This is a genomic window from Variovorax sp. V118 (genome assembly GCF_041154445.1).
In the GTDB taxonomy this organism is placed as follows: domain Bacteria; phylum Pseudomonadota; class Gammaproteobacteria; order Burkholderiales; family Burkholderiaceae_C; genus Variovorax; species Variovorax boronicumulans.
The window spans coordinates 2,128,293-2,147,729 of sequence record NZ_AP028663.1; the positions used below are offsets into that span (position 1 = coordinate 2,128,293).

Sequence of the window (19,437 nt, forward strand, 5' to 3'; positions counted from 1 at the left end):
GGAATGGCCAATGAAAATGCAAAAAACTGATTCGATGCGCTGCGCGACGGCGCTTCGCTGCCTGCCCGTGCGGACGCGTGCGATGGCGCTTGCAAAAGGCGTGGCGCACTTCTTTCATGCCTTGCGCGGCGTCGTCTTTCTGGCACTGACCTCGCTGCTGATCGGCACGCAGGCCACGGCTGCGGAGCTATGTATATGGAAGAGCGGAACCTACGGGGAAGTCGCTGTCACCACGGAGGGTGCATGCAGGGTGGAGGACAAGCGCCCATGGGGTACTTATCTCTGGCTGGGAGATTTCAACGCGTGGGAGGCATGCACGTTCAATTTTTCTGTGCCGGTGAAGAACCTGAGCATTCGAACGTACGTGCTCAACTGCAACCCACTTGGGTGCGAGAAGATGGCGGTGTCCGTCAACGGAAACCACTATCCGTTCACTGCGGCGGAGGTCACGACGCCTATCTCCGATCTATCGGCCACAGAGTTTAGGGCCCTTGCGCCGGTAAAAATCGACGCAGACGGCAATCTTGAGGGGGCGGAACTCGCCACCTCGTTCGGTCATGGGGCCTCTGCATGGGCCCTTATTTCGAGAACATCCGTGTCTTCCGTCACGCTCTCGCACGAGCCACTCTACGGTCAGCCGAATGGGTCGGACAACCTGGTGTGCTTCTTCGTGGAAAACCTCCCAGTTCCCCCATTGGCGCTCAAGAAGGAAGCCAGCGCGGCCCCATGGGTCGTCGGCCAGCCCGCCAGCTACACACTCACGCTGACGAACTCGAGTGGCACCGCGACCACTTCCGAAATGGTGGTGACCGACAACGTGCCGTCTTCGCTGACCATCGGCGACCTTCCCCCGTGGTGCAGCCGAATAGGCCAGAACGTCGGTTGCCTGGTGCCCCCAGGGCTCACATCGTCCGTGTCCTTCGTCATTCCGGTGACGCCCCCGCCTTCTGCCGTGCCCAGCGTGACCAACACGGCCACGGTATCGAGGGGGGGAGACGCCATGTGCAACGACATGGGGGCGTGCACGAGCACGGTGACCACGCCGGTGGCCCCTACGCCTCCGCCCGTCATCACCTCGACCAAGACGGTCAGCGCCAGCCCGCTGGTGGTGGGGGCGCCCAACCAGTTCTACGCTGTGCTCGTTACCGTGGCCAACAGCACGACCACGGTGCCGATCTCGGTGATGGACACCTTGCCGCCGGGTGTCACTCTGCGCGGGGCCCCGACATTGGTGGCGGGAACGACCAACGGCGTGCTGAGTGGTTGCCCGACCTCGGGATCGAACACGACCAACTGCAGCGTGGCGGCGGGCATCGCGCCCGGCACTTTCGAAATACGGATTCCTGTGAACGTCGCCGCGTCGGCCGTGGGCGCAACGGGCGGCACGAACATGGTGAATCTCAGCGGCGGTGGAGATGTCGCCTGCACGGCGGCGCCAGCAGAGGCGTGCGATGCGAGCACGCCGGCCACGCGCGTGGTGCCCCAAGCGACGCTGAAACTCGAAAAGATCGCTGATGTGGCGCAGTTCGCCGTTGCCGCGCAGGCCAGCTACACACTGAAACTGAGCAGCACCAACGGCGGCACGACCACGGCGAACAGCGTCATCACCGACACCATTCCCGCCTCCTTGGCGATCGGTGCACTGCCTGCGGGCTGCAGCAGGGCCGGGCAGGCCGTGACGTGCACGGTGCCTGCGGGCATGGCAACGTCCGCGTCGTTCGTCGTCCCGGTGACGCCCTTGGCGACGGCGAGGCCGAGCGTGACCAACGTGGCCACGGCCGTGGGTGGCGGGGACCCTGCCTGCAACGCAGCGGGGGCATGCGTGAGTGCGGCGACCACACCCGTGGCCCCTGCGCCTCACATCATGGCGTTGAAATACGCGAGCACCAATTCATTGATCGTGGGAATGCCGGGGCAGTTCTATGAGGTCGATGTCTGGGTGGAGAACGGACCGACCACTGCGCCGCTCGTGCTTGAGGACGTGTTGCCCCATGGCATCACGCTGGCAGGGCCGCCCGTGCTGCTCGCGATCGAGACCACGGGTGTCCTGAGCGGCTGCTCTGCGGCGGGCTCCGCGATCGTCCGTTGCAGCGTGGCTGCGGGGGTCGCGCCGGGCTTGTTTCAGATCCGGATTCCCGTGCACGTCGATGCCGCGGCCGTGGGGCCGCAGGGGGGAACGAACACCGTCAACCTGAGTGGCGGCGGCGATCCGGCATGCACAGCCACACCAAACGAGTCGATCTGTGATGACACGACGCCGCCGGTCGCCGTCCGCCTGGGGGACCCGAAACTTCGCATCGCCAAGGAAGTGATCAGCGGTTCCGGCACCCATCGTTTCGACTTTGCGCTGTCGGGCCTGAGCGTGGCCCGCGACACCATCACGGTCACCGTGCCGGGGCAGGGTGCTGGCGCGCAGACGATCACCGGCAAGGTCGGCGTCCCGGCGACCATTACCGAAACGTCGCCCGCCGGCTGGCCCGTGAATCCGGTGAGTGCCAGCTGCTACGACCTGAAGGACCTCATTGCGCCGTCGCCCATTCGCGGGGCGTCGGGTTCCAGGCCGGCCGCCGCGGCACAGGCACCGCCGGTGGTGCTGGCAGGCAACGTGCTGACGATTCCCGCCGAATGGATGGTGGTGGGCGCGGACATCCGATGCACCTTCGTCAACAGCGATGCACATGCCATCACCGGCCGCGTCTTCAACGACAACGGCAGCGGCGCGGGCGTGCCGAACGACGGCGTGGCCAACGGCGGCGAGGCCGGGCTGGCGGGCGTGCGGATGCGGCTCACGAACTGCGGCGCGGGTGTGTGGTCCACGGCCGTGACCGACGGCTTGGGCCACTACCGCCTGGAGGTGCCGTCGCAGCCTTCGTCGCCGTCCAACGGCGATCCGCTGTGCGTCGAAGAGAGCACGCCGGCGGGTCATCTGTCCACGGGGGCGTCGGCCGGCAGCACGCCGCTGCCTTCCGGCACGGGCGTGGCCGTGGGCGGGCGGACCTACACCTACACGCGCACCGCCGCGGGGGCGCCGGACCACATCGCCTTTGCATGGAACGAAGCCCGGGCCGGCGAGCTGAACTTCGGCGACGTGGCCCTCAACCGCTTCGGCGCCGACAGCGCCCGCACCGGCTCGCCCGGCAGCAGCGTGAGCCATGCGCACACCTTCGTGGCGCAGACCGGCGGGACGGTGAGCTTCGGCGTGGCCGGCGCGGCGGCCACACCGCCGATCGACGGCTGGAGCGCAAAAATCTACGAAGACCCGGGCTGCACCGGTGCCTTGCAGGCCGGCGCCGCGGTGCTCTATCCGCCGGCGGTGCCCCGGCCTGTGACGACAGGGCAGAACCTGTGCGTGGTGGTGCAGGAGTTCATTCCGGCCAGCGCGCTCGCGGGCTACAACGACAAGCGCTCGGTGCAGGCGAGCTTCGTGTTCACGAACGCATCACCCGCGTTGAGCGCGAGCTACCTCGTGCTCGACACCACGACCGTGTCGAGCACGGCGCTGGAGCTCAAGAAGGAAGTGCGCAACCTGACGAAGAACGGCGACTTCGGGCTCAACAACGAAGCCAAGTCGGGCGAGACGCTCGAGTACCGCATCACCTACACGAACAACGGCGCAACGCCGATCAGCGGCCTGACGGTGAGCGACGTCACGCCGGTCTACACCAGCTTCGTCGCCTCGCAGGAAGGCGCGACCCCAGCGACGCTGACCGCATGCATGAAGCGCACGCCGGCCAATGCATTGCCTGCGCCGGCCGTGGCATGCGCGGCCGCACAAGCGCCGGGCGGAACGGGGCCATTGGACTGGAAGTTCACCGGGCAGCTCGCGCCCGGCGGCACGGGCAGCGTGCGGTTCAGGGTGACGGTGAACTGAGGGCTTGCGCGTCAGCAGGCGCGCAAGCTGCTGCTGCTATCAGCAGCGTCCCTTCTTCGCCTGGCCGGGCGGGCAGTGGCCGCCGCCGCGGTGATCGTCGTCATGGTCGTAGCGGTCGTGGTCATGGCGGCGGTGGTGGCGGTCTTCGCGGCGTTCCTCACGGCGCTCGGCGCGGCGCCAGTCGCCTTCGCGCCAGCGCCAGCCGCCATCGGCGCGCACCCAGCCGCCCGGGGCGTAGGCGTAGTCGGGGCGGGCTGCCACGTAGTAGCCGGGGCGCCACGCGTAGGCGCGGTCGTTCCACTGCCAATGGCCGGGCACCCAGACCTGGCCGCTGCGCGGCCGTGGCGCGGGCTCGTAGCGCGGTGCGGGCGGCGCGACCTGGATCAGGCCGGGCACGTTGATATTGACGGACACCTGCGCCACGGCGGGCAAGGTGGCGGCGGCCACGGCGGCGGCCACGGCGGCGGCCAGAAGAATTCTTGTGAGTTTCATCGTGATGCCCTTGATGGTTGTTATTTGTGAATGACTGAAGCTCAAACAACGCCTGAGCGGCGCGTCGCGTGCACGGGTTTGCCCGGGGCAGGGCAGCAGAAGCCGTTAACAAAGAGGGAGTTTTGCACGCAGGGCGAGGCCCGCGTGTCGGACAGGCCCGCGAGCGGGCAGGCGGCGGCCGATGTGTGGCGCCAAAGCAAAAGGGCCGCAAAGCGAAAAGGCCCGTTACCTTGTGAGTAACGGGCCTTCAGCAAATGGTGGCTCCTCGACCTGGGCTCGAACCAGGGACCTACGGATTAACAGTCCGGCGCTCTACCAACTGAGCTATCGAGGAACAAGCCTTCAATTATATTCAATGGAATCGCCGTTCTGAACGGCGACCCTCAATTTTTGCCAATCGAAGTGCGTGGGGCGATTTCTTTCCATCGCTTGGTGCGCGTCTTCGTTCGGCGGTCGTCTCACAAATGAAAAGGCCCGCTACCTTGTGAGTAGCGGGCCTTCCAGAGGCCTTGCGGCTTTGTGATGGCTCCTCGACCTGGGCTCGAACCAGGGACCTACGGATTAACAGTCCGGCGCTCTACCAACTGAGCTATCGAGGAACAAGCCTTAGATTATAGCGTGATTTTTGGAGCTTCCAAAACAACGCGGCGCCGGCGCAACGAATTCGTGGCAACGACGCCGCGATGACGAAGACGAAGCACCCCACTCATGTCGTCACATCGCGATGCTCACGCCCAGGCGCAGCGTGCGCGGCGCCCCCGGGAACAGGTAGACGTGGCTGAACTGGTAGGGCGATTCCTTCCAGTAGCGGCGATCGAACAGGTTGTCGACGGCCAGCGTCCAGCTCGTGGCCATGCCGGCCAGCTTGGTGTCGTAGCGCAGCACCGCATCCAGGCGCGTCCACGACGGCAGACGGATCGAGCCGTCGGGCAGCACGTTGCGACGGCCTTCGTACGACAGCTGTCCCGCAAGCTCGAGGCCCGGCACCGACGCGAAGCGGTAGCCGGCTTGCGCGCGCAGCACCTGCTTGGGCACGTTGGTGGGTGCCTGTCCGTTGAGTTCGGGTGCGGCCGTGCTGCCGCGCCGCTTGGCGTCGATGAGTGCCATGCTGCCGCCCAGGCGCCACGGGCCGCCGGTCCATTGCGCGCCGGCTTCGAGGCCGCGATGCACCGCGCGGCCGTCGTTGCGCACCGTGCATGATGCGCCGCACAGGTCGAGGTTGGTCATCGGGCGCGAGATGTCGAACCACGCGAGCTGCCAGTTGAACGCCGCGTCGCCGCCCTTCAGGCCGAGCTCCCATTGGCGCGATTGCAGCGCGGGCAGCGCTTCGCCGGCGTTCGCGTACTGCGAGCTCTTGTTCGGCACGACCTGCGATTCGACGCCCTTGCCCCAGCTCGCATAGGCGAGCAGCCCGGGCTGGATCGTGTAGCTGGCCGCGATCCACGGCGTGGTGATGCTGTCGCTGTAGCCGGTGGGGCGCGAGCCGTCGGTGCGGATGCTGTCGCGCGACAGCCGCGTGTGCCGCGCGCCGATCCAGGTCGTGAAGCGGTCGTTCCAGCGGATCGCGTCCTGCACCGACAGCTCGGTCGAGCGCTCGTTGCGGTTGGTGTTGGCGTCGGTCAGGCGCGGGTCGGCCGGCGTCATCGCGGTGGCCCAGATGTTGCCGGTGCCGACGTAGTTGTAGGCCTGGTCCTGGAAGCGGTTGCGCACGCGGCTTTGCAGCAGGCCGAAGCCCAGCTCGTGGCGCACGCTGCCCGTCATCACGTTGCCCTTGAGGTTCAGGCTGCCCGCGGTCTGCGTGCGGCGCTCGTTCTCGCTGCGGAAGTCGTACACGTCGAAGGTGCCGTCGGAGCAGTAGCGGTCGTAGTTGCCTTCGGCGCCGCAACCGAAGGCGTAGGCCAGCCGGTCGTCGGTCTTCAGGCGCTGCTGGCCGATCTGCGCGCTCCAGCGCCAGTCGGCATTCAGCGCCTGGCTGAAGCGCACCGTGCCGGTCAGCGCCTTGAACACCGAGGGCTGCGACCACGGCTGGTTGTTGAGGTTGATGCGCGGATCGACCGGTCGGGGCAGCGTGTTGCCCAGCAGGCTGTAGCCGTTCTGGCTCGGCTGCTGCTTGTGGCTTTGCTCCACCTCGAACTCGAGCACCGAATCGCGCGTGATGCGCCAGTCGGCCGCGAGCGAGAAGAGGCGGCGGCTGCCGTCCAGGTTGTGCGTGAGCGGTTTGAGCTTTTCGCCGGCCACGTTGAGCCGGTAGCCGAACTGGCGGTTCTCGCCGAAGCGCCCGCCGACGTCGAGCGCGCTCAGCACGCTGCCGCGGCTGGTGGTTTCGAGGCGGATGGTGCGCAGGTCTTGCTCCGTCGGGCGCTTGACCACGTAGTTGACGAGCCCGCCCGGCGCGCTGGTGCCGGCCTGGATGCCGCTGGTGCCGCGCAGGATCTCGATGCGCTCCTTGTTGTCCAGCGGGATCGCCGTCTCGGCGCTGATCGGCAGGCCTTCGCGACGGTAGTTGAAGCGGTTGTCGAGCACGAAGCCGCGCACCGTGAGGTAGTCCCAGTAGCCGGCCGAGTTGTAGGCGTCGGTGACCGAGGCGTCGAACTGCGTCAGGTCGGCGAGGCGGCGTGCGCCGCTGCTGCGCAGCTGCTGGCTGTCGATCACCGTGGCCGACAGCGGCAGTTCACGCAGCGGCACGTCGCCGAAGCCGCTGATCTCGGCCTGCGGCGCGGCGGCGCCGTCGTTCACGGTGACTTCGGGCAATGCCTGCGATGAAGACTGCGCATGCGCGCCGCAAGCACCGAAAGTGAGGAGGGCGGCGGCAAGCGCGCGCGAAAGTGGGGAGTGCGAGAAAAGTCGAGCGTTCATTCTGTGCGTTCAGGGGAACTGTGGGCGGCGTGCATCGCCGTCATCCATTGCGCGGCCGTGGCCTCGGGATCGTCGGCGGCGACCAGCGCGCGCACCACGGCGACCGAGCCGACGCCGGTGGCAAGCACCTCGGGCAGCCGCACGGCATCGACGCCGCCGATGCCCACCTGCGGGTAGCCGCGCAGCAGCCGCGCGTAGGCCGCGAGCCGCGCCACGCCCTGCGGCGCGGTTGCCATCTTCTTGAGCGTGGTCGGGTAGATGGCGCCCATCGCGATGTAGCTCGGGCTCACCGCGTCGGCGCGCACCATCTCGGCGTAGCCATGGGTGCTCACGCCGAGCCGCAGGCCCGAGGCGCGCAGTTGCTGCAGTTCATCGGGCGACAGCGCGTCGAGGTCTTCCTGTCCGAGGTGGATGCCGTAGGCGCCGGCCGCAATGGCGACCTGCCAGTGGTCGTTGATGAACAGCAGCGCATCGGTGCCGCGCACCGCGTCGACGGCGGCCTGCACTTCGCGCGCGACGGCCTCGGTGTCGTCCGACTTGAAGCGCAGCTGCACCGTCGGTACGCCGGCGCGCGCCATGCGGCCGACCCACGCCGCGTCGGGCAGCACGGCATAGAGGCCGAGCCGTTCGGGGCAGGGCGGAAAGGCGTCGGCGCGCGCGGTCGGCGGAAACGGACCCATGCCGAAATCGACCGGCGCATCGGGCCATGCCGACGCGTCGAACTGGCTGCGCCGTTCGGTCTGCGCGCGCCACGCATGGGCGAGGCATTCGGCGTCGATCTCGATGAAGCCGAGCGCGGTGCAGGCCTGCTTCGCGCCGCGGTAGACGGCGTCGTCCGACGAAAAGCGCGGCGCGCCGCTCACAGCCGTGGACGTTGCCGCGCCGAAGCGCAGGCCGTGGGCCGCGACGATGGCTTGCGCCACGGCGCGGGCGTTGGTTGTGTCGATGGGGTTCATGGTGCGTGGTGCCAGAAGGGCGTGCCGAGCACGGGCGTGCTGGGCTGTGCGGCGTCCTGTGCGGCCATCGCGCCGGCGCGGTAGGCGGCGCGGCCGGCCTGCACTGCATCGGCGAACGCGCCGGCCATGGCGACCGGCTCCTGTGCGAGCGCGACGGCGGTGTTGAGCAGCACGCCGTCGTAGCCCCACTCCATCACCTGGCACGCATGCGAGGGCAGGCCGAGGCCCGCGTCGACCAGCATCGGCACCTTCAGCCGCTCGCGCAGCAGGCGCAGCGCGTACGGGTTGACCGGCCCGCGTCCGGTGCCGATGGGCGCGGCCCACGGCATCACGGCCTGGCAGCCGACATCGACGAGGCGCTGGCACAGCACGAGGTCTTCGGTGCAGTACGGCAGCACATGGAAGCCGTCGCGGATCAGCTGCGACGCCGCATCGACGAGGTTCAGCGTGTCGGGCTGCAGCGTGTAGTCGTCGCCGATGAGCTCGAGCTTGATCCACGGTGTGTCGAACAGCTCGCGCGCCATCTGCGCGGTGGCGATCACTTCCTGCACGCTGTGGCAGCCGGCGGTGTTGGGCAGCACCGGCACGGCCAGCTTGCGCAGCAGCTCCCAGAAGCCGTTGCCGAGGTCGCTGTTGCCGGAGCCCTGGCTGGCGGTCTGGCGGCGCAGCGAGGCGGTCAGCATCGCGGGTTGGGCGCGTTGCACAGCAGCCTCGAGCACGTCGGGCGAGGGGTAGCGCGCGGTGCCCAGCAGCAGGCGGCTGTGGAAGGTCTGGCCGTAGAGGACCAGCGGGTCGGGATTGGTCATGGTTGTCGTCTCCATCGTCTTGTCTCTGTGGTGTCGTTCAGCCGCCGGTCACTGGGCGGATCACCTCGACGCGGTCGTCGGCGTGCAGCGGGTGCGTGACATAGGCCGAGCGCGGCACGAACTCGCGGTTCACCGCCACCGCGAAAGGCGGCACGGCCTGCAGCACGGCCAGCGCGTCGGCGAGCAGCGCGCCCTCGGGCAGCGTGCAGGGCTTGTCGTTGATCAGGATGTTCATCGTTGTTGTCATGCGTCGGGCACGTCCATGCCGAAGCCGCGCGCGAGCGTGGCGCGGCCGTGCGCCAGCAGTTCCATCGCCGCGTCGAGCAGGGCGGGCGCGATCATGAAACCGTGGCGGTACAGGCCGTTGATCTGCAGCACGCGCGGCTGCGGCTGGCGAATGGCGGGAAGGTTGTCGGGCAGCGTAGGCCGGCATTGCGTCGCGATCTCGACGATGCGTGCCTCGGCAAAACCGCTGTGCACCGCGTAGGCCGCGCTCAGCAGCTCGAGCGTGGAGCGCACGCTGGCGGGCGACAGGTCGTCCGACTCGATCTCGGTCGCGCCGATCACGAACAGGTGGTCGGGCTTGGGCGCGATGTACAGCGGATAGCGCGGATGCACGAGGCGCGTGGGGCGCTGCAGCGTGACCTCGGGCGCATGCACGCGGATCACCTCGCCGCGCACACCGCGCAGCGCGTTCCATTGCGGCTTGGCGCCCAGGCCGCGGCAGTCGATCACCCAGTCGGGCTGGCCCGCCGTGCCGGGCGAAAAGTCGGAGGGGGCACGCGGCGACTGCCAGTGCAGCGTCACGCGCGCATCGGCCTCCAGCGTGGCGCGCAGCGACGCCAGCAGCGCGCGGTTGTCGAGCTGGCCTTCGCCCGGCAGGTACAGGCCACGGGCGAAGCGCGTGCCCAGCGAGGGCTCCAGCGCGGCGATGGCGGCGGGGGTGTCGAGCGCCTGCATCGGCGCCAGCTCGGGCACCTGCGCACCGGTGCGCGCCAGCACGCCCGCGAGCCGCGTGGCCTCGGCGGCGTCCTGCCGGTGCCACAGCACCAGCGTGCCTTCACGCTGGAAGAACACGGGCTGAGCCAGCGGCGCCAGCAGCTCGGGCCAGCGCGACAGCGCGTGCTGGCCCATGCGCACGACCGACACCGGCGCCACGGCCGATTCGGCCAGCGGCGCGAGCATGGCCGCGGCCACGCGCGCGGCCGCACCTTCGGCCTCGGGGCTGCCGGCTTCGTACAGGTCGACGCGGCAGCCGGCGCGTGCCAGTTCGACCGCGAGCAGGCGTCCCATCAGGCCCGCGCCGAGGATCGCGGCCGAGCCGAAAGGCAGGGGATGCGGTGCGCTCATGCGGCACCTCCGTCGGCTCGCCGATAATTTTCGACATGACCCAAGCACCCACCCAGCGCTACGCACGCGTGCTCTCCATCGCCGGCTCGGACAGCGGCGGCGGCGCCGGCATCCAGGCCGACCTCAAGACCTTCGCGGCCCTCGGCTGCTACGGCATGACGGCCATCACCGCGCTCACTGCGCAGAACACGGTGGGCGTCTCGGGCATCCACGGCGTGCCGCCCGACTTCCTGAAGGCGCAGATCCAGGCGGTGGTGGAAGACATCGGCGTCGACGCCGTCAAGCTCGGCATGCTGCACGCGCCCGAGGTGGTCGAGGTCGTGGCCTGGGCCATCGACCGCTACCAGCTGAAGAACGTGGTGCTCGACCCTGTGATGATCGCCACCAGCGGCGACCGCCTGATCGCGGCCGAGACGGTGCAGGTGCTGGTGCGCGAGCTGTTCCCGCGCGCCGTGGTGGTCACGCCCAACCTCGACGAAGCCGCCTCGCTGGTCGGCCATGCCATCGGCGGCATCGACGCGCTCGACGGCGCGGCCGACGAACTGCTCGCGCTCGGTGCCAAGGCCGTGCTGCTCAAGGGCGGCCACCTGCCGGGTGACGAGGTGGTCGACGTGCTGCTGGAGCGCAGCGGCGCGCGCAAGCGACTCGCGTCGCAACGCATCGCCAGCCGCAACCTGCACGGCACCGGCTGCACGCTCTCGTCGGCCATCGCCGCGCACCTGGCACTGGGCCTGGCGCTGCCCGAGGCGGTCGAGCGCGCACGCACGTACATCCTCGGCGCGATGCGCGCCGGTGCGGATGTGTTGGTCGGCGCGGGCCACGGTCCGCTCAACCACGGCTTTGCGCCAGTGCCGACCCACCGCGTGCCGCTGTCGGCCGGCTGAGCCAGGCCAGCACGAAGGTCGCCGCCAGCGTCGGCAACGCCGAGCCGAACTGCGGCGCCCACTTGGCGAGCGCGTGGTAGGCCGCGATGCCCGCGAGCCAGATCAGCGCCGCGCCCCAGTCGATGGTGCGCGTGCCGCTTGTCGACACGGCGTTCCCGCTGCCCAGCCGTCCCAGGATCACGCCGTAGAGCGGCACGAACACCGAGCTCAGCAGCAGCAGGAAGGGTTCGAGCGTGTGCATCGGCAGCACCAGCGCCAGGCCGATGCACAGCACCGCCAGCAGCAGGCCCCAGCGCTTCACGCTCCAGCGCGGCAGCAGGCTGTGCGTGGACACCGAGCCCGAGTACACGTCGCCATAGGCGTTGTCGAGCTCGTCGATGAGGATCAGCCCCAGCGCCACCAGCCCGCCCTGCGCCAGCAGCAGCGCCATGACGAGGCTGGTGCCCGGCTCGGCCACGCTCACCACCATCACGCCCAGTGCGTAGCACCAGATGTTGGCGAGCGCGTAGCCGATCCAGGTGCCGCTGAACGCGCTGCCCAGGCCGCCTGCCGCGCTGCGCTTGCCGTGGCGCGCGTAGTCGGCCACCAGCGGCAGCCACGACACCGGCATCGCAATCACGAGGTCGAGCGCGCTGAACATGCCCATGCTGCCGTTGCCCGGCCGGGCCCAGAAGGCGTCCAGGCCCTTGGCGTGCAACTGCGTCGCGAACTGCCAGCTGAGCCACAGCAGCGACAGCACCACCAGCGGCAGGCCGAAGCGGCTCACGAAGCGGCGCACCAGCTTGACCATCGAGCCGGCCAGCAGCGCCAGCAGCACCGCGCCCCACAGCAGCGTGGTCAGCACGCCGCCCCAGGCCGTTCCCAGCGCGGGGCCGAAGGCCTGCTGCCCGATGGCCTGCGTGCCCTCGCGCATGATCACGAGTTCGAAGGTGGTCCAGCCCACCAGCTGCACGATGTTGAGCAGCACCGGCAGCCGCGCGAAGGCGCTGCCGTAGGTGGCGTGCATCAGGCCGGCGCTGGCCAGCCCGGTTTCGCAGCCCAGCCGCGCGGTCCAGGCCAGCAGCCCGGCGCCGAGCAGCGAGCCCAGCACGATGGCCAGCGCCGCGTCGCGCGTGCCCACGGCCGGCACCAGGTAGGCGCCGATCTGCATCACCAGCAGCCCGACGCCGAGGCTGAACCACAGCGAGGCGTGGTCGTGCCAGCCGAAGACGCGCCGGGAGGCGGGCAGGGGCGTGAGCGCTTCGTTGCCGGACGAAGCGGAACTGTCGTTGTCGTTGTGTGCCATCCGTTTGCTCCAGTGCAAAAGGTTTGGCAGGTGGGCGAGGCTCCAGTGGCGCGGCCGTCGCGCGAGACAACGCGACAGGCCACCGGACCAGCTTCCCTGCGCGAGGATTACCTCAGTCAGGTTCAAAGGGACTTTCTCAGCCACACCGGTCGAAACCGGTGCAGCACCCCTAGCGAAATGTCATTTTAGGCGCGTGTGTCGCAGACGCACCGAAAAGTTCCTGCGCACGGAAGAATCCGGCCACAGCGGGCCTTGCACCCGCCGCACCGATGGCGTGCCGGGGCCGAGGGCCTATTCCTCGTGCTTTCCCGCCCCCTCGGCGGAAAAATTCTCGACCACCGATTCGAGCCACCGGCCGACGATTGCCATCTCTTCGTCGCTGAAACCCTGGGTCAGCCGTGCGTTCAACGCGCCGAGCCCGGCCTTTGCACGCTGTCCGGCAAGCCGTCCTTCCTCGGTCTGGTACAGGCGGAATGCGCGCCCGTCGTTCGGGTCTTGCGCGCGGGTCAGGTAGCCGGCCTTTTCGAGCCGGGCGGCAAGGCCGGACATGGCCGGGGCACCGATGTTCAGTGCCTGCGCGACTTCTCCCGTCAGGGCGCCATCGTTGGTCGACAGGAAAAACATCGTGCCGGCCTGGGCTGCCGACAGCGCGGGCAGGGCGTCGCCGCGGGTTTCTTTCCAGCGCTGCACCGCCCGCTGGGCGACGTTCAGAAGAAACACCAGCCTGTATTTTTTTTGAGCTTTCATCGGATTCCTGTGGCCTGAGCGAAGGCGCGGCAGGTTACATCTTATCCGTATTTATTTCGCACACGAAGCATATACTTCGCATGCGAATTAAATGCCATCCCTCTCGCGCGGTGCGAGAGGGCAACCAGGAGAACCTATGACCGAACACGTGACCGTCGAATCCACCCAGGGTGTCCTGACCCTCACGCTGGCCAGGCCGGAGAAGATGAACGCACTGACCAATGCGATGTATGGCCGCCTGGCCGATGTCATCGCAGGCGCCGAGAGCGACCCGTCCGTGCGGGCCATCGTGATTCGAGGCGAAGGCGGCATGTTCACCTCGGGCAACGACCTGGGCGAATTCGCTGCCGTGGCTGCCGGCAAGGCCGACAACGAAGAACGCCATGTCGCTCGCTTCCTGCGTGCACTGGCGAGTTCGACACGCCCGCTGATCGCGGCGGTCAACGGGCGCGCAGTCGGCGTGGGGACCACCTTGCTGTTGCATTGCGACTTCGTGGTGCTTGCCGAAGATGCGCTGCTGTCCACGCCGTTCGTCAATCTGGCGCTGGTCCCCGAGGCGGCGTCGAGCCTGCTGCTGCCTGCCCGCATCGGCCATGTTCGCGCCTACGAGATGTTCGCGCTGGGCCTGCCGGTGTCCGCTGCGCAGGCCCTGGCCTGGGGCATCGCGAACCGGGTCGTGCCCGTGTCGGACCTGCACGGCGAGGCGCAAAAGGTTGCCGAGCTGCTCGCCAGCCGTGCCGCGGGCTCGTTGAAGCTGACGAAGGGCCTGATGAAGCAAGGCGCCGCCGTTGCAGCCCAGATGGACCTCGAAGGCGCACAGTTCGTGGAGCGCCTCCAGAGTCCCGAAGCGCGCGAAGCCTTCACGGCGTTCGCCGAGAAGCGGGCCCCTGACTTCTCAAAGACTGCGGCGTAGCGGCAAGCGGGCCGGTCATCGTCCAGATGTCGGCCGACCCGTGATGCGCCGGCCCGCGGGCCCACGGCCCGGGTGAGAATCTCCGCCACGAGGGCGCCTTCGAATGCCCTGGAGGCTCCCCACACATGACAGACGACCGCAAGCACCCGGAACCACCGGCCTCATCGCCCGCACCTCACGCGCGGCTGCGGCGCTTCCGGGTCGACGTCGGCACCATCATCTGCGCGGTCGCGCTGCTGCAGTCGCTGCTGCTGGTGGCCTTCGGCTACTGGGGGGCGGAGAAGCTGGTGTCGAAGGTGGGCGAGTCGGCGCACAAGGTCAACCACGACCGGGTAGAGGACAACATCCTCGCCTTCCTGGCCAAGACCGAGGGCCTGGTGCGCGCCATCGCCCACACGCCCGACCTGCATCCGGCGGGCCACGACGGCGAGCAGACCGCCGAGCTGCTCTGGGCCGCGCTGGAACAGACACCCGAAATCGACAGCATCGGCGTGGGCAGCGACGACGGCCATTTCTTGATGGCCATGCGCCACCCCGTGTCGGTGGTGCGGCAGGTGCTGCGCGAAGGGCGCACCACCACCGAGACCTGGGAGTACAAATCGCCGCCCGACAGCGACGGCGACGAAGACCCGCGGCGGCGCTATGAGACAACGCGCATCGAGGCATTCCGCAGCGAGGACGACCCGGTGCACCAGGACTGGTTCACGCAGGCCGAGAAGGCGCAGCGCGCCGTGTGGACCGCGCCCTTCGTGCTGCCCTCGATGAAGGAGCTCGGCGTGAGCCACGCGCGGCCGAGCCGGCGGCAGGACGAGGAGGGCGTCACGCAGACGATCGTGGCGGTCGCCAGCGTGTCGCTGGGGCATCTCTCCAACCTCGTGCGCCTGTTCGGTGGCACGGGCCACGGCCACAGCGCGCTGTTGAGCGCCGACCATCACGTGATCGCGCGCAGCGACCACCCGCATTCCGTGCGCGTGCTCGAAGACCCCGACGAGGGCGTGCTTGGCGCGCTGCACACCCACATGCTGGCCAACGGCAGCCGCGGCTGGACCGAGGACATGGCCTTTGCCCTCGTGCACGAGGGCATGCATTACCAGGTGCAGACCTCGCGCATTCCCGCCACCGACTGGCATCTGGTGAGCTGGGAGCCCGAAGAGGCGCTGCTGGGTGCGCTGCATCGCAATGTGCTGTGGTCGCTGCTGCTGGTGCTGGCGTTCCTGGCGATCGCGCTCTTCATTTCGCTGCGCCTGTCGAAGCTGGTGACCGCGCCGATCGAAAGCCTCTCGCGCACGGCGCGGCGCATCGGGCGGCTGGAGCTCGACGACCTGCCGCGCGAGTCGAGCCGCGTGCTCGAGATCCAGCACCTGAACCAGGCGCTGGACGAATCCGCGCGCAGCCTGCAGGCCTTTCGCAAGTTCGTGCCGGTGGACGTGATCCGCCAGCTCATCGCCGAAGGGCATGCCCTCGAACCCAACGGTTCGCCGCGCCGCATCACCGCGATGTTCACCGATGTGGAAGGATTCACGGCCATCGCGGAATCGATGCCGGCCGACGTGCTGATGCGGCAGCTGACCGACTACTTCAACCTCGCGACCCGCGTGTTCGCGCGCCACGGCGGCGTGATCGACAAGTTCATGGGCGACGGCATCATGGTGCTGTGGGGCGCGCCCACCGACCTGCCCGACGCGGAGTACCACGCCTGCGCGGCCTCGCTCGAACTGCACGCCGAGATGACCGAGCTCAACCGCCGCTGGCAGGCCGAGGGGCTGCAGCCCTTTCGCACGCGCATCGGCATGCACACCGGCGTCGTGATCGCCGGGGTGCTCGGCTCGAGCGACCGGCTGTCGTACACGGCGCTGGGCGACGTGATCAATGCGGCCAGCCGCATCGAGGGCACCAACAAGCAACTGGGCACGCGCACGCTGATGTCCGAGGCGACCTTCGAAGGCCTGGGCGGGCGTCTGGCCACGCGGCGCATCGAGGAGCAGATCGAGCTGCGGGGGCGGCAGACGCGGATGGTGCTTTACGAGCTGCTAGAGGTCGAGCACCAGCCTAGGTGAAATCGCCCGCGAGCAGCAGGGCAGGAAGCAGTCGTTGGCCGCCTGCTCGGCGGGTGTCAGGTAGAGGTCGTGGTGCGCGACCTCGCCTGCGAGCACGCGCGTGAGACAGGTGCCGCAGACGCCCTGCGCGCAAGAGACCGGGATCTCGATGCCCTCGGCGGCGAGCGCGTCCAGTACCGTCATCGTCGCGGGAATATGGACGACGCGGCGCGAGCGGTGCAGTTCGACCTCGAAGCTGCCTTGTCCATCGGCCGGCGGTGCGGCGCCGGAGAACGATTCGAAGTGCACCTGCGCGTCCGTCCAGTGCAGGGCGCGTGCGGTCGTGCGCACGGCCTCGAGGAAGCCCGAGGGGCCACAGACATAGACGTGTCGGCCCGGCGCCGGACGGCCGAGGGTGGCGGCGAGGTCGAGGTGCTGCGCGGGCGGGCCGTCGTCGTGGTGGAAGAACACCTTGTGCGCGAACGCGCTGTCTTCGAGCCGCCGCCGGTAGGGCGCGCGCGCCGCCGAGCGGCTGCAGCAGTGCAGCGCGAAGTCGGCCCCCAGCGTGGCCAGCCGCTGCGCCATCGACAGCAGCGGCGTTACGCCGATGCCGCCGGCCAGCAGCAGGCTGTGCGTTGCGCTTTCGTCGAGCGCGAAGAGGTTGCGCGGTAGGCCGATCTGCAACACCGAGCCTTCATGGACGGTGTCGTGCATCGCCCGCGAGCCGCCGCGCGAGGCGGCGTCGCGCAGCACGCCGATCTCGTAGTGCCCCTCGTCGTCAGGGGCCGATGCGTTGCACAGCGAATACTGGCGCACCAGCCCGCCTGGCAATGCGACGTCGATGTGCGCGCCCGGCGTGAAGGCCGGCAAGCGCTCGCCATCGACGGGCACCAGCCTGAAGCCGGCGACGCCCTCGGCCTCGACCGTCTTGCGCGCCACCCGCACCGCGATGCCCGCACCGCTCGACACGCCATTCATTCCTTGGGCACGAGGAAGTTGCCGGCTTCGAACTGCACGGGCGCCGCCGCGGGGTCGAAGCTCACGCCGGCCGGGTCGCGGCCTTCGCGCAGCGCGTCGAGCTGGCGTTGCAGCAGCCGGCGCAGCATCACGATGCCGCGGTCGGACGAGGCCAGGTGCTCTTCCGAATGCGCGGTGATGGCGCCCTGGCTCACCTGCGCCTCGTAGTCGCCGGGAAAGGCGCGGTGCTCGGCCTCGCTCAGCTCTTCCCACAGCTTGCCGTTCAGGCGCGAGCGCACGCGGGCAAGGTCGCCGGGGTTTTTCACCCGGCCGACGGTGTAGATGCGAAAACTGTGGTCGTCGATCGGCAGCACCCAGCCGATCGACTCGACGCGCCCGTAGGCGGCCACGCGCGGGTTGGGCACCACGCGCAGCGTCGGCAGCACGGGGCCGGCCACGCGGCGGAAGGTGCTGCCGTCTTCGAGCGTGCGGATCGAGGTGATCGTCACGCCGGTCTCGGTGCTCTCGAAGGTCACGTCGGGCATCTGACCCATGAGCGCCACGAACTGCGTGCCGCTGAAGCTGCCGTGCAGCACGGGCACGTGGAACGGGTCGGCCACGTTCTCGTAGTGCTGCAGCCAGTTGCAGGGAATGACCTGCGGCCCGCCGCCGCCGATGCTGTTGCCGTCGGCTTCCAGGGTCTCGCCGTCGTCCATGGTTTCGAGGCAGTCGTAGCGTGGCAGCACCGGCTTCTTCTCGGCCGGGCCGAGGTAGGCCCAGACCAGGCCGTACTGCTCCTGCACCGGGTACCAGGGCTGGCGCACGCGGCCGCGGCTGCGCGCGCCGCCATCGGGTTCGCAGGGCTGGTCGACGCAGTGGCCCTGCACGTCGAACATCCAGCCGTGGTAGCAGCAGCGGATGCCTTCTTCTTCCACGCGCCCGTAGTAGAGCGACGCTCCGCGGTGCGCGCAGCGCCAGTGCACGAGGCCCGCGCGGCCTTTCTTGTCGCGGAACAGGATGAGGTCTTCGCCCAGCACGCGCACCTGGCGCGGCGTGTCGGTGGCGTCGGCGGCCAGGCCAATGGGGTGCCAGTAGCGGCGCAGCAGCTCGCCCATGGGCGTGCCCGCGCCGACCTCGGTCAGCTCGGGCTTGTGGCTGGGCGCCTTGCGGCCGTAGGCGGTGCCGGTGTCGAAAGCGATGGGTTGCCACTCGGACGTGGCGGAAGGGGGGGCGACGGCGCTCATTCGGGGGTGACTCCTGCGGCCTTGATCAGGTCCGCCACGCGGGGAAAGTCGGCCTTGTAGCCGGCACGGAATTCGGCGGGCGTGCTGCCCAGCGCCTCGAAGCCGTAGCCGGCCAGGCGCTCCTGGATGTCGGGCAGCTTCGTGATCTCGCGCAGCGCGAGCGACCATTCGTCGAGCACGGGCTGCGGCGTGCGGGCGGGCGCATACACGCCGATCCAGCTGTCGAGGTCAAAGCCTGCGAAGCCTTGCTCGGTGAAGGTCGGCACGTTGGGCATCGAGCGCACGCGCTGGCGGCCCGTGATGCCCAGCACCTTGATGCGCCCGGCCTGTGCGAGGCCGCGTGCGGTCGCGGGGTTGGCCCAGGCCACGCCCAGCGCCTCGCCGAACATGTCGTTGTGCGCGGCGGCCTCGGCCTTGTAGGGCACGTGCACCAGGTCGATGTGGTTCTGGCGCGCCAGCAGTTCGCCGAACAGGTGCGCGTTGGAGCCGTTACCCCAGGTGCCGTACGAAACGCCGGGATGCGCCTTGGCGTAGGCCACGAATTCGCGCACGGTGGAGAAGGGCGCCGAGGCGCGGGCGACCAGCATCGGGCCGCCCGTGGCCAGCTGCGACAGCGGCTCGAAGTCTTTCACCGGGTCGTAGGGCAGCTTGGGCTGCAGCACGACGTTGTTGATGTGCGTGAGCGGCAGCGTGAGCAGCACCGTGTAGCCGTCGGGCGCGGCCTTGGCGACGGCGTCGGCCGCGATGGTGCCGCTGGCGCCGGGACGGGCCTCGACGATCACCGGCTGGTTCCAGCGCGCCTTGAGCTTCTCGGCATAGACGCGGGCGATGGCGTCCATCGGTCCGCCGGGCGAGCCGAAGGGCACGATGCGCACCACGCGGTTGGGAAAGGGCGCGGGCTGTGCGAAGGCGGGGCCGGCGGCGAGGGCCGCGAAGCCGGCACCGAGCACACCGAGTGCATGGCGGCGCGCAGTGCACGTCTTGTCCGCCGCGTGTGCTTCGGGCGGCGAGGGTCTGAACCGATTCATCGTGTCTCCAGT

General features: G+C 69.1%; 15 protein-coding genes, 2 tRNA genes and 1 riboswitch. Of the genes, 4 read left to right on the forward strand and 13 right to left on the reverse strand.

From position 1 onward, the window contains the following. Positions 1–10: 10 nt before the first annotated feature. Positions 11–3,871, forward strand: coding sequence for a hypothetical protein (locus ACAM52_RS09665; protein WP_369646862.1), 3,861 nt, complete (start codon positions 11–13; stop codon positions 3,869–3,871). A gap of 39 nt (positions 3,872–3,910) precedes the next feature. Here the strand turns inward: ACAM52_RS09665 and ACAM52_RS09670 are convergent, their stop codons facing one another. The 8 genes from ACAM52_RS09670 to ACAM52_RS09705 all read right to left on the reverse strand — a co-directional run bounded on the left by ACAM52_RS09670 (position 3,911) and on the right by ACAM52_RS09705 (position 10,331). After that, a complete protein-coding gene (locus ACAM52_RS09670) occupies positions 3,911–4,363 on the reverse strand; it encodes a hypothetical protein (protein ID WP_369646863.1) in 453 nt (150 codons plus the stop codon). A gap of 258 nt (positions 4,364–4,621) precedes the next feature. Then, positions 4,622–4,697: transfer RNA gene (locus ACAM52_RS09675), tRNA-Asn, on the reverse strand. Between the two features lie 189 nt (positions 4,698–4,886). After that, positions 4,887–4,962, reverse strand: a tRNA-Asn gene (locus tag ACAM52_RS09680). Positions 4,963–5,077: 115 nt separating this feature from the next. Continuing rightward, positions 5,078–7,219: a TonB-dependent siderophore receptor gene (locus ACAM52_RS09685; protein WP_369646864.1), complete on the reverse strand. Its 2,142-nt coding sequence runs from the start codon at positions 7,217–7,219 to the stop codon at positions 5,078–5,080. Beyond that, positions 7,216–8,175, reverse strand: coding sequence for a thiamine phosphate synthase (gene thiE / locus ACAM52_RS09690; RefSeq protein WP_369646865.1), 960 nt, complete (start codon positions 8,173–8,175; stop codon positions 7,216–7,218). The genes ACAM52_RS09685 and thiE overlap by 4 nt, the downstream gene beginning before the upstream one ends. Continuing rightward, positions 8,172–8,981, reverse strand: coding sequence for a thiazole synthase (locus tag ACAM52_RS09695; RefSeq protein WP_062472459.1), 810 nt, complete (start codon positions 8,979–8,981; stop codon positions 8,172–8,174). The genes thiE and ACAM52_RS09695 overlap by 4 nt, the downstream gene beginning before the upstream one ends. Positions 8,982–9,018: 37 nt before the next feature. Further along, a complete protein-coding gene (gene thiS, locus ACAM52_RS09700) occupies positions 9,019–9,216 on the reverse strand; it encodes a sulfur carrier protein ThiS (protein WP_369646866.1) in 198 nt (65 codons plus the stop codon). A gap of 8 nt (positions 9,217–9,224) precedes the next feature. Continuing rightward, positions 9,225–10,331 carry an FAD-dependent oxidoreductase gene (locus tag ACAM52_RS09705; RefSeq protein WP_369646867.1) on the reverse strand — a complete coding sequence of 369 codons (1,107 nt, stop codon included), beginning with the start codon at positions 10,329–10,331 and terminating at the stop codon, positions 9,225–9,227. A gap of 35 nt (positions 10,332–10,366) precedes the next feature. Between ACAM52_RS09705 and thiD the strand changes: the two genes are divergently transcribed. Next, positions 10,367–11,215 (forward strand): bifunctional hydroxymethylpyrimidine kinase/phosphomethylpyrimidine kinase, encoded by an 849-nt coding sequence (gene thiD / locus ACAM52_RS09710; protein ID WP_369646868.1) that lies wholly within the window; start codon positions 10,367–10,369, stop codon positions 11,213–11,215. On the opposite strand, the gene ACAM52_RS09715 is transcribed toward thiD, so the two are convergent. Further along, on the reverse strand, positions 11,160–12,500 hold the full coding sequence (locus tag ACAM52_RS09715; RefSeq protein ID WP_369646869.1) for a cytosine permease: 1,341 nt from the start codon (positions 12,498–12,500) through the stop codon (positions 11,160–11,162). The two genes, thiD and ACAM52_RS09715, sit on opposite strands and share 56 nt — an antisense overlap. A gap of 76 nt (positions 12,501–12,576) precedes the next feature. Beyond that, positions 12,577–12,681, reverse strand: a riboswitch (TPP riboswitch). A gap of 110 nt (positions 12,682–12,791) precedes the next feature. Further along, positions 12,792–13,247, reverse strand: coding sequence for a MarR family winged helix-turn-helix transcriptional regulator (locus ACAM52_RS09720; protein ID WP_062472473.1), 456 nt, complete (start codon positions 13,245–13,247; stop codon positions 12,792–12,794). Between the two features lie 136 nt (positions 13,248–13,383). On the opposite strand from ACAM52_RS09720, the gene ACAM52_RS09725 reads away from it, so the two are divergent. Continuing rightward, positions 13,384–14,160, forward strand: coding sequence for an enoyl-CoA hydratase (locus tag ACAM52_RS09725; RefSeq protein WP_369646870.1), 777 nt, complete (start codon positions 13,384–13,386; stop codon positions 14,158–14,160). A gap of 125 nt (positions 14,161–14,285) precedes the next feature. Continuing rightward, the gene (locus ACAM52_RS09730; protein ID WP_062472477.1) at positions 14,286–16,217 is read left to right on the forward strand and encodes an adenylate/guanylate cyclase domain-containing protein; all 1,932 of its coding nucleotides are present in this window, start codon (positions 14,286–14,288) and stop codon (positions 16,215–16,217) included. On the opposite strand, the gene ACAM52_RS09735 is transcribed toward ACAM52_RS09730, so the two are convergent. From ACAM52_RS09735 to ACAM52_RS09745, 3 genes are read right to left on the reverse strand one after another with little or no spacing between them, the layout of a single operon-like run. Beyond that, positions 16,191–17,165 (reverse strand): PDR/VanB family oxidoreductase, encoded by a 975-nt coding sequence (locus ACAM52_RS09735; RefSeq protein ID WP_255221073.1) that lies wholly within the window; start codon positions 17,163–17,165, stop codon positions 16,191–16,193. The genes ACAM52_RS09730 and ACAM52_RS09735 overlap by 27 nt on opposite strands. Before the next feature lie 5 nt (positions 17,166–17,170). Beyond that, a complete protein-coding gene (locus ACAM52_RS09740; RefSeq protein ID WP_369646871.1) occupies positions 17,171–18,397 on the reverse strand; it encodes a Rieske 2Fe-2S domain-containing protein in 1,227 nt (408 codons plus the stop codon). Beyond that, entirely contained in the window at positions 18,394–19,425 is a 1,032-nt protein-coding gene (locus ACAM52_RS09745) for a tripartite tricarboxylate transporter substrate binding protein (protein ID WP_307692965.1), read from the reverse strand. Before ACAM52_RS09745 ends, ACAM52_RS09740 begins: the two co-directional genes overlap by 4 nt. Positions 19,426–19,437 lie beyond the last annotated feature (12 nt).

Coding starts and splice junctions, on each gene's coding strand:
- ACAM52_RS09665 (WP_369646862.1), top strand. CDS start 11: ATGAAAATGCAAAAAACTGATTCGATGCGCTGCGCGACGGCGCTTCGC.
- ACAM52_RS09670 (WP_369646863.1), bottom strand. CDS start 4,363: ATGAAACTCACAAGAATTCTTCTGGCCGCCGCCGTGGCCGCCGCCGTG.
- ACAM52_RS09685 (WP_369646864.1), bottom strand. CDS start 7,219: ATGAACGCTCGACTTTTCTCGCACTCCCCACTTTCGCGCGCGCTTGCC.
- thiE (WP_369646865.1), bottom strand. CDS start 8,175: ATGAACCCCATCGACACAACCAACGCCCGCGCCGTGGCGCAAGCCATC.
- ACAM52_RS09695 (WP_062472459.1), bottom strand. CDS start 8,981: ATGACCAATCCCGACCCGCTGGTCCTCTACGGCCAGACCTTCCACAGC.
- thiS (WP_369646866.1), bottom strand. CDS start 9,216: ATGAACATCCTGATCAACGACAAGCCCTGCACGCTGCCCGAGGGCGCG.
- ACAM52_RS09705 (WP_369646867.1), bottom strand. CDS start 10,331: ATGAGCGCACCGCATCCCCTGCCTTTCGGCTCGGCCGCGATCCTCGGC.
- thiD (WP_369646868.1), top strand. CDS start 10,367: ATGACCCAAGCACCCACCCAGCGCTACGCACGCGTGCTCTCCATCGCC.
- ACAM52_RS09715 (WP_369646869.1), bottom strand. CDS start 12,500: ATGGCACACAACGACAACGACAGTTCCGCTTCGTCCGGCAACGAAGCG.
- ACAM52_RS09720 (WP_062472473.1), bottom strand. CDS start 13,247: ATGAAAGCTCAAAAAAAATACAGGCTGGTGTTTCTTCTGAACGTCGCC.
- ACAM52_RS09725 (WP_369646870.1), top strand. CDS start 13,384: ATGACCGAACACGTGACCGTCGAATCCACCCAGGGTGTCCTGACCCTC.
- ACAM52_RS09730 (WP_062472477.1), top strand. CDS start 14,286: ATGACAGACGACCGCAAGCACCCGGAACCACCGGCCTCATCGCCCGCA.
- ACAM52_RS09740 (WP_369646871.1), bottom strand. CDS start 18,397: ATGAGCGCCGTCGCCCCCCCTTCCGCCACGTCCGAGTGGCAACCCATC.
- ACAM52_RS09745 (WP_307692965.1), bottom strand. CDS start 19,425: ATGAATCGGTTCAGACCCTCGCCGCCCGAAGCACACGCGGCGGACAAG.